Annotated in this window: 12 protein-coding genes; 5 read left to right on the top strand and 7 right to left on the bottom strand. The window is 40.3% G+C overall.

What is annotated here, in order from left to right; genetic code table 11:
* Positions 1 to 14: 14 nt before the first annotated feature.
* The 5 genes from L8T27_RS02410 to L8T27_RS02390 form a co-directional block, all read right to left on the bottom strand.
* On the bottom strand, positions 15 to 1028 hold the full coding sequence (locus tag L8T27_RS02410; RefSeq protein WP_233316279.1) for an ABC transporter ATP-binding protein: 1014 nt from the start codon (positions 1026 to 1028) through the stop codon (positions 15 to 17).
* Positions 1025 to 2050 carry an ABC transporter ATP-binding protein gene (locus tag L8T27_RS02405; protein WP_233316278.1) on the bottom strand — a complete coding sequence of 342 codons (1026 nt, stop codon included), beginning with the start codon at positions 2048 to 2050 and terminating at the stop codon, positions 1025 to 1027. Before L8T27_RS02405 ends, L8T27_RS02410 begins: the two co-directional genes overlap by 4 nt.
* 25 nt (positions 2051 to 2075) lie before the next feature.
* On the bottom strand, positions 2076 to 3290 hold the full coding sequence (locus L8T27_RS02400) for a M20 family metallopeptidase (RefSeq protein WP_233316277.1): 1215 nt from the start codon (positions 3288 to 3290) through the stop codon (positions 2076 to 2078).
* A 50-nt stretch (positions 3291 to 3340) separates the two neighbouring features.
* Positions 3341 to 4546 carry an amidohydrolase gene (locus tag L8T27_RS02395; RefSeq protein WP_233316276.1) on the bottom strand — a complete coding sequence of 402 codons (1206 nt, stop codon included), beginning with the start codon at positions 4544 to 4546 and terminating at the stop codon, positions 3341 to 3343.
* A 468-nt stretch (positions 4547 to 5014) separates the two neighbouring features.
* Complete coding sequence (locus L8T27_RS02390; protein WP_237942215.1) at positions 5015 to 6364, bottom strand: aspartate kinase; 1350 nt, start codon at positions 6362 to 6364, stop codon at positions 5015 to 5017.
* Between the two features lie 383 nt (positions 6365 to 6747).
* On the opposite strand from L8T27_RS02390, the gene L8T27_RS02385 reads away from it, so the two are divergent.
* Both L8T27_RS02385 and L8T27_RS02380 read left to right on the top strand, forming a co-directional pair.
* A complete protein-coding gene (locus tag L8T27_RS02385; protein ID WP_233316404.1) occupies positions 6748 to 7926 on the top strand; it encodes an MFS transporter in 1179 nt (392 codons plus the stop codon).
* 110 nt (positions 7927 to 8036) lie between these two features.
* A complete protein-coding gene (locus L8T27_RS02380) occupies positions 8037 to 8255 on the top strand; it encodes a hypothetical protein (RefSeq protein WP_237940663.1) in 219 nt (72 codons plus the stop codon).
* Here L8T27_RS02380 and L8T27_RS02375 read toward each other — a convergent pair.
* Entirely contained in the window at positions 8236 to 8784 is a 549-nt protein-coding gene (locus L8T27_RS02375; protein WP_237940662.1) for a helix-turn-helix domain-containing protein, read from the bottom strand. The two genes, L8T27_RS02380 and L8T27_RS02375, sit on opposite strands and share 20 nt — an antisense overlap.
* Before the next feature lie 105 nt (positions 8785 to 8889).
* Here L8T27_RS02375 and L8T27_RS02370 point away from each other — a divergent pair, with 105 nt between their 5' ends.
* The 3 genes from L8T27_RS02370 (at position 8890) to L8T27_RS02360 (ending at position 11780) form a co-directional block, all read left to right on the top strand.
* Positions 8890 to 9621: an AzlC family ABC transporter permease gene (locus L8T27_RS02370; RefSeq protein ID WP_237942213.1), complete on the top strand. Its 732-nt coding sequence runs from the start codon at positions 8890 to 8892 to the stop codon at positions 9619 to 9621.
* Complete coding sequence (locus L8T27_RS02365) at positions 9611 to 9928, top strand: AzlD domain-containing protein (protein ID WP_237940661.1); 318 nt, start codon at positions 9611 to 9613, stop codon at positions 9926 to 9928. The genes L8T27_RS02370 and L8T27_RS02365 overlap by 11 nt, the downstream gene beginning before the upstream one ends.
* Positions 9929 to 10127: 199 nt before the next feature.
* The gene (locus L8T27_RS02360) at positions 10128 to 11780 is read left to right on the top strand and encodes a glutamine--tRNA ligase/YqeY domain fusion protein (protein ID WP_237940660.1); all 1653 of its coding nucleotides are present in this window, start codon (positions 10128 to 10130) and stop codon (positions 11778 to 11780) included.
* Between the two features lie 42 nt (positions 11781 to 11822).
* On the opposite strand, the gene L8T27_RS02355 is transcribed toward L8T27_RS02360, so the two are convergent.
* Positions 11823 to 14561 carry a tetratricopeptide repeat protein gene (locus tag L8T27_RS02355; RefSeq protein ID WP_237940659.1) on the bottom strand — a complete coding sequence of 913 codons (2739 nt, stop codon included), beginning with the start codon at positions 14559 to 14561 and terminating at the stop codon, positions 11823 to 11825.
* Between the last annotated feature and the right edge of the window lie 101 nt (positions 14562 to 14662).

Below are 14662 nucleotides of genomic sequence, written 5' to 3'. Positions count from 1 at the left end.
GCTCCCTCCCTTTGTTATGATAGTGGAAAATGACAGGCAACCGTATGGCTGTCTCCGCTCAAAACAGGCTCCTGCTCTCTGCAAATATTAGCCGCAAACGGACATCTCGTATGAAATCTGCACCCCTTTGGAGGATTAGCCGGACTCGGTACATCTCCTTCCACCACAATCCGCTCTCTATCCCGCAAATGCGGATTTGGAATCGGGTAGGCGCTTAACAACGCTTGTGTATACGGATGCTTTGGCCTTGCAAAGATATCACCGGTTTTGCCGAGCTCAACGATTTTCCCTAAGTACATAACCGCAATTCTGTCACTGATATATTTGACTGCACCAAGGCCATGGGCAATGAAAAGGTAAGTTAAATTGAACTCCTTCTGTAAGTCCTTGAGCAGATTCAGCACCTGTGCCTGGATAGAAACATCAAGTGCAGATACAGGCTCATCACAAACAATCAATTTTGGATTCAGCATCAGTGCCCTTGCGATACCAATCCTTTGCCGCTGGCCACCTGAGAACTCATGAGGATATCTCCCCTTATGGAACTTAGTTAATCCCACTGTCTCAAGCATCTGATCTACCTTCTTGTTCACCTCTTCCTTTGAAGCTAATTTATGTGCCAACAGCGGCTCCGCTAAAAGATCGCCGATTCTTTTGCGCGGATTAAGGGAGGAATAAGGGTCCTGGAAAATTATTTGCATTTGAGTGCGGATTTTTCGCAATTCCCCTTTGCTTAAATCTGCCATATCTTTTCCTTCGAACAGCACACTCCCATCTGTCGGAGGGTCCAGCTTAACAATTGCTCTTCCTGTCGTTGATTTACCGCATCCCGATTCACCGACAAGTGAGATGGTTTCACCAGGATAGATGGAGAAATCCAGCCCATCAACAGCCTTTACATGACCGACTGTTTTCGACAGCACACCTTTTTTAATTGGGTAATATTTTTTGAGGTTTCTAATCTCTAACAACGGATCGGATAATTGTCCTAATATTCCGTCTTTTTCAGGCAAAGTTATCTTACTCATACATTTACCTCACTTCCACTAGTATGTGTGCTTGTCTTGCTGCCTGCCTCATCATAAAGCCAGCATCTTACTTTATGCTCACTCTTGCCATCAACCTCTACATGGGGAGGTCTTTCTGCAATGCATTTTTCCATTGCATAAGGACATCTTGTATGAAAACGGCAGCCCTTTGGCATTTGCTGCAATGTCGGTACAGACCCAGGGATAGAATACAGCTTCTCATCTGAATCGTATTCTAAATGAGGGATGGAATCGATTAAACCTTTTGTATATGGATGCTTCGGTTCATCGAATAATGTAAATACATCCGCTTCCTCCACCACCTGGCCGGCATACATAACAATCACCTTATCAGCCATTTCAGCAATAACGCCCAAATCATGTGTGATCATCATAATGGAAGTGTTCGATTCCTTTTTTAAGCTTTTCATTAGTTCCAGTATTTGCGCTTGAATTGTGACATCAAGGGCTGTTGTCGGCTCATCTGCAATCAACAGCTTTGGCTTGCAGGATAATGCCATCGCAATCATGACCCGCTGTCTCATTCCGCCTGATAGAGCATGGGGGTATTCATCAATAATTACTTCTGCTCTCGGTATCCCAACCTTTTGAAGCATTTCTACTGCATAGCTTTTTGCCTCTTTCGCATTGTAGTCCATATGCAGACGAATCAATTCAACCATTTGGTTTCCGATTGTGAATACCGGATTTAAGGAGGTCATCGGCTCCTGAAAGATCATGGAAATTTCGTTTCCGCGCACCTTTCTCATATCAGCCTCTGAAATTTGTGTTAAATCTTTGCCATTCAGCTTTACAGAGCCCTTTTTTATGAAGCCGTGTGTTCCGAGAAGTCTCATGATAGATAAAGAAGTAACACTCTTACCGCAGCCTGATTCACCGACAATCCCGATTGTCTCACCAGGCTCTAGCTGGAAAGTCACTTCTTCGACAGAAATGACTTCCCCCTTATCTGTTTTAAAAGCCGTTTGCAGTTTATCCACTTCTAAAATATTGTTCCCCATTCTTCCCCCTCCAGTTGAATTTCAGTTAAATAGTGGTTGATTCTACTAATGCATCAGCCTTTTCAGGATTCAGATAATAATCTACTAGACTCAAGAAAATTTTTGCTGTATGAAGCATTGCTCTCTCATCAAATGTAAACATTGGATGGTGATGAGGATAAACAGCACCGATTTCTTCGTTTCTAGCACCGACAGAAAAGAATGAGCCTGGTCTGTGTTGAAGATAATAAGCAAAATCCTCTCCGCCCATTCCTGGCTTCACGATTTCCACTAGCTTCTGATCTGGTAAATTAGCTGTAATGCACTCTACAAGAATATCTGTTTCTTCCTGTGTATTCACAGTGGAAGGATAGCCTCTTGAATAATCAAATTCATAGGTTGCATGAAATGCCTTGCAAACACCGCTAATCAGTTCATCCATTTCTTTTTCAATAAGGTCACGAACATCTTCGTCAAAAGTACGGACTGTGCCAGTTATTTCTGCAGTGTCTGCAATGACATTCCCAGCATTACCTGCATGGAAGGAGCCGATTGAGATAACAGCAGGTTTTTGCGGATTAACACGGCGGCTGACAATATGCTTTAATTGGTTAGCAATCTGCGCTCCAATTGCAATAGAATCAATTGTTTGGTGCGGAGAAGCTCCATGTCCGCCTTTGCCCTGAATCTTCAATTCAAAGGTATCACTTGCAGCAGAAGCAGGTCCGACTCCATATAGCACTTCTCCAAGCGCATTTCCTGAAGCAAGATGTGCCCCAAACACAACATCTACTCCATCAAGACATCCATCCTCTATCATGGCAATAGCTCCACCTGGCGGAAGCTCTTCTGCATGCTGATGTAAAAGCACAATATTGCCTGCAAGACTTTCCTTATTGTCATTCAGCACCTTTGCCACTGCCAGCAATGTGGCTGTATGACCATCATGTCCGCATGCATGCATGATTCCGTCTACCTTCGATTTAAAGGGAACATCCTTCTCGTCTTGAATTGGCAATGCATCGAAGTCAGCTCTCAAAGCAATGGTTTTCCCCGGTTTCGCCCCCCGAATTTTTCCAACAACCCCATTTCCGCCAACATTTCTTCTTATTTCAATTCCGAAGCTCTCAAGTAAATCACCGATCATTTTGCTAGTGTTTACTTCTTGAAAGGAAAGCTCGGGATTTTCATGAAAATGACGTCTCCACTCCACCATTTTGCTATACATCGCTTCAATTTCTTCATACCATTTGCTTAACATTGCAGCATCTCTCCCATCCACTATTTAAATTATCAGCTTGACTACAAATCTTAAAGAACAGTTTCCGCCACTTCCTCTTGTGACTTAATAGCAACATAGTGCTCTACAATACTCAAGAAAGCTTTGCCGGCATTTATCATGGCTCTCTCATCAAAATCAAACATTGGATGGTGGTGCGGATAGCTTTGTGCCTCTTCTATTCTTGCACCAGTATGGAAGAACATGCCTGGTTTTTCTAGCAGATAATAGGAGAAGTCCTCTGCTCCCATAATTGGCAAAGATCGAACGACCATTTCCTTATCTAGGCTGTCTGCAATCACCTTCTCAAAAACAGCCACTTCCTCTTCATGATTATAAACGGCAGGATATCCTTTTATGTAATTCACTTCACAAGATGCTTGCATGCTTTCACAAACACTCTCTGCCATTAAGCGTATTTCCTCTTCCATAAATACACGTAAGTCTTTATCGAGTGTTCTTACTGTTCCAGTCAATGTTGCCTTTGAAGCAATAACATTTTTAGCATTGCCGCTGTGGAAGGAACCGATTGACAGTACAACAGGGTTCAGTGGATCTACTCTGCGGCTTGCAATGAACTGCAGTTGTGTAACAAGAGCTGTGCCGACAGCGATAGCATCGACCGTTTCATGTGGCGATGAACCGTGTCCGCCTTTTCCGCTTACTGTGATTTCAAATGCATCTGCTGCAGCCTGGGAATAGCCTGGCTTGCAATAATACTTGCCTAACTCACTTAAACTGGATAGATGTGCTCCGAATACTACATCAACTCCTGCAAGGCAGTCATCTTCAATCATTGCCTTTGCACCGCCTGGTGACAGCTCCTCTGCATGCTGATGTAAAAGCACTATATTACCGGCGATGTTTTCCTTGTTATCCTGCAGTACCTTTGCAACGGCAAGCAATGTGGCAGTATGGCCGTCATGCCCGCAAGCATGCATTACACCAGCGACCTTTGACTTATAAGGCACTTCCTTCTCATCCTGAATTGGCAATGCATCAAAGTCTGCCCTCAAGGCAATCGTTTTCCCTGGTTTCGCTCCATAGATTTTTCCTACTACACCTCTGCCCCCAACATTGCGCCTCACTTCTATTCCGAATCCCTCAAGGATATCTGCAATCATCTTTGGAGTTTCAACCTCCTGGAATGACAGCTCAGGATACTGATGCATATGTCTTCTCCACTCCACCATCTGATCGAACATTGTTTCCAGCTCTTCATGCCATTTTTGTAACATACGTTCCCTCCTAATATAATGAAGAATTTTAATTACATCTTTCCAAAAGGTTTTTTGAGGTTTTAATAATTACAAATTAAAAAGTATATTTATTCACTCTTTTCTAGTTGAGTTGCCACTCTCTATTACTGGTAATATTAGCGAATTCCTCCTTTCTTTTTCCTAGCAAGTATTCTATTTCTTATAAATTAACTTCAATTTTCGGAATAGTATACTAAGTTTTTTTAATTATCATAATAAACAGAATTAATAGTTAATTATTGTATTTGCACTTATTTTTCCCCCGTTCTACCTACCACAACATTGTTTCCGCTTTCATTTTCTACTATAAACTAAATTTATGTCAGAAAATCTAACACTCATCTCAACTTAAATTTTTTTCTCACAATTTGTTTGTCCTACTCCAAATCATCAAAACTTAAGAGCAAACAAAAAACCTGCTGCTAATAAAAGCAGCAGGTGTAAATTTTATTGAAAAAACTCTTCGTATAATGCTTTCACAGCCTTCTTGGCAAAATGCTCTTTTACGCCAAACATCATGCTGACTTCAGACGAACCTTGGTTAATCATTTCTATATTAACTCCTGCCTGTGCCAGCGCTGCCGCTGCCCGCGATGTTGTTCCGACATTATGGCGCATTCCTTCTCCAACCACCATAATTAATGACAGATTATGCTCGATGACAGCTTCTTCTGCATGCAGTTCTTCCTTTATCCGGTCAAGCAGCTCTGATTCATTCACATGGAGCAGCTGGTCTTGACGCAAAATGATTGTCAAATCATCAATACCTGAAGGCATATGTTCATAAGAGATTCCATATTCCTCAAGAATAGAGAGAACTCTTCTAGCAAAGCCAATCTCTTTATTCATTAAATACTTGCTGATATAGATGGAGCAAAAACCTTTATCATTCGCAATTCCTACTACAGGTCCATTATCATTATCCCGCTTTGCTGCAATCTTTGTACCAGGAACGGCAGGATTATTCGTATTCTTTACATGAACCGGAATTCCCGCACGATAAGCAGGAATTAAAGCTTCTGCATGGAAGACAGAAAAGCCGGCATAAGAAAGCTCCCTCATCTCCCGATATGTAAGGACACTGATTTCCTTTGGCTGAGCCACAATAGCTGGATTTACGGAGTAGACTGCATCTACATCTGTGAAATTCTCATATACAGAAGCCTTGAGGCCATTTGCCAAGATTGCACCAGTTATATCAGAGCCGCTCCTTGAGAATGTGACAACCTCACCAGACTTGCTGTATCCGAAAAATCCTGGAAACACAATAATGTCATTATAGTCACGCAGCGAATATAAGCGGTCATAAGACTCTGGCAGCACTTGGGCATTACCTGGCTCATCTGTCACGATTAGCCCTGCTTCCTTTGGATTTACATATACTGCTTTTAAGCCTCTTGCTGTTAAGAAATTCGCAACCAATTTAGCATTGTTATCTTCCCCGCTCGCCTTTACTGCTTCCATAAAGGAATGGGCATTTTCTGTGCTACCTGCTAACAGCTCCAGGAAATCTCCCTTAATCTGTGTGATGATGTCACTGGAAAGGTCAAGCTCTCTGGCAATATCTGCATACCTTTCGATAATCTGTTCTACCTCTTCGCCTGGATCCTTTCCTGCCAAAACCTTCTCACCGCAGCTGATAAGCAAATCTGTCACTTTCGTATCCTCATTATTTCTTTTCCCTGGGGCAGACACTACAACAACTCTGCGCTCATTATCTGCCTTAATGATTTGCAGTACCTTTTCCAGTTGCTGTCCTGAAGCTAATGAGCTTCCCCCAAACTTAACTACCTTCATGCCGCCATCTCCCATTGAATCAAGTATATTGTTTATGCTAGTCAATTCCCTCGCTATCATTCCCATAAACAGCGGAACATCTCGCTTAAGGGTATTTTTTAAATTTTCCATTATTAATACTAAACATATTATTGCTTTTTTGCACTAAAGAAGCAAGTGTTTTCTTCTCGTAAAATACATTTGTTCTTTTAAGGAATACAAATGCTGAATATTCTTAAAAAAATAAAATGAACTAGCACATTTCCAATATTTTTGTAAAGCTAAAGGCTTCCTTGTTTGTATGAATTGCGTTAAGATAATATTTAGAAAAACGAAATTGTTTTCGGAAAGAAGTGTTATTTTTGGACGATTATCAACAGTATTCAAAACGAAATTTAACAATCATGTGGTTCGCTAACTTTTTTATTAGCGGCAGCATGACAATGGTGTTACCTTTTTTATCTCTTTATATTGAGTCAATGGGAAATTTCTCAGAGGAATATGTTCAACATTGGTCAGGTCTCTGTTTTTCAGTCACCTTCATTGCCGCTTTTTTATTTTCTCCTATTTGGGGAAAGATTGGGGATAAGTATGGCAGAAAGAAAATCTTAATTGCGTTAGGTTTCGGTCTCGGACTCTCCATCTTTCTAATGAGCTTTGTCACTTCCGTATGGCAGTTATTCGCGCTCCGCTTTTTCACAGGCTTCTTTACAGGTTTTATTCCGATGTCACAGGCATTTATCGCTACACAAACTCCTAAAAAAACGGCTGGAAAGGTTCTCGGCACCTTGCAGACCGGAAGTATTACAGGCTCCCTCATCGGTCCTTTGCTTGGAGGAGCAATTGCTGACAGCTTCGGTTACTCTGCAACCTTCCGATATACTTCTTTTGCTATCCTTCTGTCCGTTATCTTGGTCTTCACCACAAAGGAATTCATCCTTCCTGTGAAGGATGGCATCAAAAAGCACTATTCGTCAAAAGAGGTGCTGGCCTATATACTAAAAAACCCAATATTTATTACAGTACTGCTAATATCTGCTGTTATTCAGATTGCCCATTTCAGCATTCAGCCGATCCTCTCTTTATATGTAAGTAAGCTGCATGGTCCAGAGAGCATCGCCTTATTTTCCGGCATCGCCTTTTCAGCAGCTGGGTTAGGAAACTTGCTGATGGCTCGAAAATGGGGAGAAATTGGTGATCGTAACGGCTATCTAAAGATACTTGTCATCTTGTTATTTATAGCAGGATTAGTCTACTTGCCAGGCGGATTTGTTCATGAATATTGGCAGCTGTTGATTATCCGCTTTATTCTCGGCGTATCCATTGGCGGACTTATACCAGTAAGGATAGCCTATATAAGGCAGGAGGTTCCGATTACTATGCAGGGCGAAGTGATGGGATACGAAACAAGCCTGCGCTTCCTTGGAAATGTGATTGGACCAACCTTCGGCGGATTGATAGCAGCACATTACGGCTTTTCAGCTGTTTTCTTTACAACAAGCAGCCTGCTGCTAATATGCGGCATTTTCTTAATAACAATGCTGCACCGCCATCCAAAATATGCAAAACAATCCATGTCATAACCTAACTTAGCATCTTTCATAAGAAAATGTATATAATAATAGGTATACTCTAAAAGCAAGGCTAAAGCTTTAAGAGTATACCTATTCTATTTATTGGAGGAATTTAAAAAATGGCTAAATCTGCTGCAAAAAAAAGACGGGAAAAACAGCTCCGAGAAACAGGATTCAACCCTGCTATTAAAAGAGGAAGCTGGGGCACCATCAACCATATGACAAAAACAACAAAAACAAAAGCTGAACTGCTGTCCAGTAAAGCGAAAAAACATAAAAAGAGCCATTCATCCGGCGATTTGGAGAATGGTTCTTTTTTTATTCCGGATAATAAATGAGAACGAAAAGTGTCGCCAAGGTGTCTCCAGTATTAATGTACAGATGATCTCGATTAGATGTAAAGGAAAGGGCATCCCCTTTTTCAAGATAGTATTTGTCATCACCAATAACGACAGCAACACTTCCCTCTCCAACAATCACATACTCCTCCCCTGCATGCTTTTCCGAAAAATGCTCTGTCTTTCCATCCATTTCAACAGTGTAGACTTCAAATTTCTTCTCAGGATGAAACGGGAACAGTGAAAACAGCCGATATTGATTCGCATCATCTCGAAACGGCTCAATCTCCTTAAATAACACCTTCTTTACAGTCGTTGTATTTTCCGTCATGAAATAAGAAAATGAAACTTGCAGCCCCATTGCGATTTTCCATAATGTTGAAACAGTTGGATTTGATTTCCCCTTTTCTATTTGGGCTAGCATTGCTTTGCTGACACCTGTCAGCTCTGCTGCTTTATCCAGACTATAACCTCTTGTTTTGCGCAGGTTTTCAAGATTTTGCCCAATAACATTTGTAATAGATTCCATTATACGCTCCTTAAATTTTCATTGATTTATGATTCTAGCTTTTATATACTGTACATTATAACATACATTCATATAATATATTAAACAACGTAGGAGGGTATCATCCTGGAATCTTCAAAAGTTTACGTAGAGAAGGAAGCAAACTCCTTTTCCTTTTTAGATGGGGTAAAGGACTGCATTCCCACATTGCTGGGATATATTAGTATTGGCTTAGCGATGGGTGTGGTTGGTGTCTCTTCCGGTTTAAGCATAGCGGCTGTATTTTTCATGTCTCTGCTTGTTTATGCTGGTTCGGCGCAGTTTATTATCTGTGCGATGATTGCTGCAGGCAGTCCAACTGGTGCGATTGTGCTGACAACGTTTATTGTTAACTTAAGACATTTACTGCTCAGCTCTGCATTAGCACCTAAATTTACACAATATTCTTTATTGAAAAACATCGGTATTGGCAGTCTTGTAACAGATGAGTCCTTTGGTGTTGCCATTACAAAGATTGCTAAAAATATCCCGATAACAGACCGGTGGATGAATGGTCTAAATATTACAGCCTATACAGTTTGGATTATTTCCTGTACTGTCGGCGCATATGCAGGCAAATGGTTCCCTGATCCTGAGATTTTTGGACTTGATTATGCCTTGACTGCTATGTTTATTGCCTTGCTGATTCTTCAGCTTCAAACAGTTCAGGCTTCCAAACTAAGGCACTATCTATTTCTGATAATAGTAATGGTAGTGTTAATGGTGCTCCTGTCAGCAGTTATGTCGAGCAGTCTTGCCGTCATCGTAGCAACAATTATAACAGCAACAGTTGGGGTGGTGACAAATAATGACAAGTGAATATCTCCTGCTTTTGCTTGCCTGCATGGTAGTAACAATCATTCCGAGAGTTTTGCCATTTATACTCGTAAGGAATTTCACTGTTCCTGAGCCTGTGGAAAAATGGCTTTCCTATTTGCCAGTTTGTATTTTCACAGGTTTAATTGTAGAAAATCTTTTATCCTCTTCCAGTGGTGGATTACATGTAGACTGGACTGTATTGGCTGCTTCCATTCCAACACTTCTGATAGCATTATTTACGAAAAGCTTGCTTACTACAGTGCTTGCAGGTGTGTTCTTGATGGCTGCTATCCGGTTCTTTTTTTAACAGAAACTTCTATTTTCCACCTAAAAAGAACAATTCTAGGACTTTCGTTTCTTAACTAGGAAGTTTATAATAAAAATTTGGATATATTATTGATATAATTAAAAGAAGAAATCTTTTTGCTGTATCATTTCTGCAAAATGTGCTAAATGGTAAAACTTAGCACATTTATCTTTATACATAAAAGAAAGGTGGCCATATAGTGGAGAACAATTCAAACTTTATTAAAAATATCATGAAGGAAGATTTGGAGACAGGCAAACACGATACTGTCATCACTCGTTTCCCTCCAGAGCCGAACGGCTATTTGCATATCGGTCATGCCAAGTCAATCTTCATTAATTTTGGACTGGCAGATGAATTTAAAGGGAAAACAAACTTGCGCTTTGATGACACAAACCCTTTGAAGGAAGATATTGAATATGTAAATGCAATTAAGGAAGATGTAGAATGGCTTGGTTACAAATGGGATAACTTGTTTTTTGCATCTGATTATTTCGAGGAGATGTACAACCGTGCCATCCTACTGATTAAAAAAGGTCTTGCTTATGTAGATGATTTAAATGCAGACCAAATTCGTGAGTATAGAGGAACATTGACAGAGCCAGGAAAAAACAGCCCGCATAGGGACCGCTCAGTAGAAGAAAACTTAGAGCTATTCCAAGCTATGAGAGATGGTAAGTTTGGCAATGGAGAAAAAGTTCTGCGTGCAAAAATTGATATGGCTTCTCCAAATATCAATTTACGTGACCCAGTAATCTACCGTATTTCACATGCTTCACACCATAATACAGGTGACAAGTGGTGCATTTACCCTATGTACAGCTTTGCCCATCCTTTAGAGGACGCTATTGAAGGTGTAACACACTCATTGTGTACAACAGAGTTTGAGGATCAACGTCCGCTGTATGATTGGGTTATTAGAGAATGTGAAATGGACAGCACGCCGCAACAAATTGAATTCGGCCGCTTAAACATTACGAATACGGTAATGAGTAAAAGAAAGCTGAAGCTTTTAGTGGATGAAAAATACGTAGACGGCTGGGATGATCCTCGCATGCCGACAATCTCCGGCTTGAGAAGAAGAGGCGTAACACCTGAAGCGATTAAAGAATTCAGTAAAGAGCTTGGTATTTCAAAAGGTTCTGGTGCAGTTGATTCAGCAATGCTGGACCACTTTGTACGTGAAGACTTGAAATTGAAAGCGCCTCGTACAATGGGCGTACTTAACCCATTGAAAGTAGTTATTACCAACTATCCTGAAGGGCAAGTTGAAATGCTGGAGGCAGAAATTAATCCAGAGAATCCAGAGATGGGAACACGTCAAATTCCATTCTCTCGTGAGATTTATATCGAACAGGAAGATTTCATGGAAAACCCTCCAAAGAAATATTTCCGTCTATTCCCTGGTAACGAAGTTCGCTTAAAACACGCTTACTTCATTAAATGCGAGGAAGTAATCAAGGATGAAGAAGGAAATGTTATCGAGCTTCGCTGTACGTATGATCAAGAAACAAAAAGCGGATCTGGATTTACAGGCAGAAAAGTAAAAGGAACATTGCACTGGGTGGAAGCGACGAATGCCATCCCTGCTGAGTTCCGCCTGTATGAGCCGCTTATTTTAGACGAAGAAGCGGAGGAAATGGCAGAAGGAGAAACCTTCCTTGACTATGTTAACGAGAAGTCTCTTGAAATTGTCCAAGGCTTCATTGAACCAAATATGAAGGATGTACAAGCATACGATAAATATCAATTTTTCAGACATGGATATTTCAGTGCAGATCCGAAATATACAACATCTGAAAAACCTGTATTTAACCGAATTGTTTCATTAAAGAGCTCCTTTAAGCTGTAAAATAAAAAAACACAGCACGCAATGCGTGCTGTGTTTTTTTTATTATAGATGTTTACTGTAAGACAGCTTTCCTGGACTAGTGAGCCAGTCGTACTGAAGCAGACGAAGTTCGAATAAACGAAGCGGATCGTGGAACATTTCCGGATTATTCTTTAGTCTTTCCAGCAAGTCTTGATACTCTTGAATGTCGACAGTTTTTTCTTCCATTGTCTTTTGCAGCACATCATATGGATTGCTGAAGAAGATATGAATATCCCCTGCTAATCCCTTCTCATAGAAGTCAAACTGCTGAAGGAATGCATCTGCAATATTGTTAGCAACTTCCGTGAAATCCTCTGTTTCAATATATTTCTGATATCTTGTATAAAGCATTTTTTTGTTTTGCGGTATGCTGCCAAGCAGCTTCCCTGCACTCTTAAGCAATACTTGGGAAGGCTTAAGACGAAGCAAAATATTAGCTTTATCAAGCTTAATGCCGCCAGTCAGCCTGCGTGCATCTCTTCTCCAATCATCTAATATGGAGAAATCACAGCTGAGTGTCAATTGATTTTCCTCATACAATCCATTAAAGCCTTCACATAATTCATTTAAGAAGTTTTGGCTTTCCTCCAATTGTTCCTGTGACAGCTTAATCCATTCATTTATCTTGCCATATACTTTTGGCAGCAATGCGTTATGAACATATTGGTCAATCTCACTATTCATTCTGTCATTAAGCTCAACATGAATCTTACCAAAGTCGCTGTCTTCCTTAATGAAGTTTTTGCAATTCCGTAAAATCTTCGGAATTTCCTCAAGGATTTCCTGTGTTGTGCTTTCTTTTATTTCATCAAAAGCATTTACGATAATACGAGTTTTTTCTGATTCCATATCTGCCAGCTGATTATTTGCACCAGACAGCTTGCTGACTATTTCTTCGTACATACGAAGTGTCGTATAAAGACTTTCTTCCATCTCCAAGCGCTTATCAAATAGATTAGATAATAAATCCTGAATGATGGCAATGCTTTTTGTTGTCCGCTCTTCTGCTATATTTCTTTCTGCAAAATGTCTTCTGTAAAAACTGCTGATATCATTTAGCTGCACACTGCGGTCATTTTCCTTTGAATAAAGGAAAACAGCACTGTTTGGAAAATATTGATCAATTGCTGCTGTTGCCTTTTGCAGTCTTTTTGCTGCCACTTTCTCGTTTTCTGCTTCATCTGCGTAGATTAAGAACTGCACCGTTAAATGAGGAGCCTTTTCCTTCCATTCAAGCAGTCTCTCATAATCACTTGACTGAAATAGCGATCTTTCATTAATGACAAAAAGAAGGCTGTCTGCCAGTAAAGCGTAATCTGCATACCTCTCCTGATGAGGGAAAGGAAGTGTTGTTATTGCCCAATTATTCTCATGCAAAAGATGGGATGGAGTATATAAATGGAAGATGCGGGTTTCCTCTCCATGTCTATCTTTTGAAAGCTGTTCTTCATAAAAATCGTTTAATGTATCAATAGGGCGGATTCCTTCTTCAGTCAGTTCCTCCATCTCTAAATAGTCATGATCATGGATGGAGATAAGGCTATTTGTGCCTTCTGACAATAATGTTTCCCCAACAAGTTCATTAATGCAAGAATTTACGCCGCTTCCAGGTGAACCGATAATTAGAAGCTGACGGCTTTCAGCAGGAATCTGTTCCACTACTCTTTGTGAGAATTTCTTGTCGATGATGATATCATTATTCTCCGCCCAATCTGTAATAGACTGAAGCAATTGCATGATATCTGCCAAGTCAACAACAGCCTCTGCAGTATTAATTAAATGCTCTGCGCTGTTGATAAACTCCGCCTCAATTGTACCAGGGAACATATCATTCCATGCAAGCACAGCAGATGCCGCAATTATGCTATCCTGATTATTAGCTGTTACCAATAAATTGCTCAATATATCTGGAATAAGTCCTCTGACTTCCTTAATTGGATAAACAGAGCTAATCAAATGCAAATAAGAGTCTTCAAGCATACTAGGAAGCTCTGTCCACTCTTCTTCTTTCTCCCATTGAAGCTGTTGAAACAACTGGTTGTAGTCCCACAACCATGCCAAGTAAAAAGGACTATTTCGATAATTTTCCCAGAATGCTACACTTAATTGCTCAAACAGTTTTTGATCCAGCTCGGCAACACTTCTGATGCTTTGCCTAAAATAGTTTGGCTCGTACTCTGCAATAACGCCGATTTTTGCATATTGAATCAATGCTTCATACCATTTTAATGAATTCGTTCTTTCTCCTTCATTAACAGCTAGTTCAATTGCATCTCCCCATGCTTCATGTTCTTCAAAATAAGTTTTCGCCAAAAGTGTCATGTTGGCATAGTCAGGGTTTGTTGCAAGCAAGCTTTTAATAGTGTGATGCGCCATATCATGATTGCCTTTTTCGATATATAACGCAAAAAGCTGCATCGAAATCTCTGTGCTTAATAGTTCAGAATCAGTTAACACAGCTTTATAAATACTTTCTGCTGTCGATAACTCTCCTAATTCCATATAAGCGTCAGCCAAGTTTTTCTTCGCCCATGGTTCGAGCTCATTTGAGATATTTTCCCACTTGAATATTGCTGATTCATAATCATGTACGTGGAAGTACAGCTCTCCCTGTGCATATCGGATTGACGTTAAATCCGGAACGTTTTTTCTTTGCTCTGCGATATATAATTGGCCGAGCACTTCGATTGGCGGCTCTTCCCGATCGACGGTAAAACTTTCATAATAGGTTTTATTAATTAACTTCTTTTCTAATGTCATAACTTCCCCCTGTTAATCTTTGGAATGATGATGACCTTTTTCCTCATCCTCATAATCATTTAGTCCCGATATCTTTGTATCTATTCAACTGTAATATTATG

Origin of the sequence: Niallia sp. Man26 (assembly GCF_022049065.2) — a bacterium.
Lineage (GTDB): Bacteria > Bacillota > Bacilli > Bacillales > Cytobacillaceae > Niallia.
Note: the sequence above shows the minus strand (reverse complement) of the source record. Positions and strands in the feature narration are given on the sequence as shown.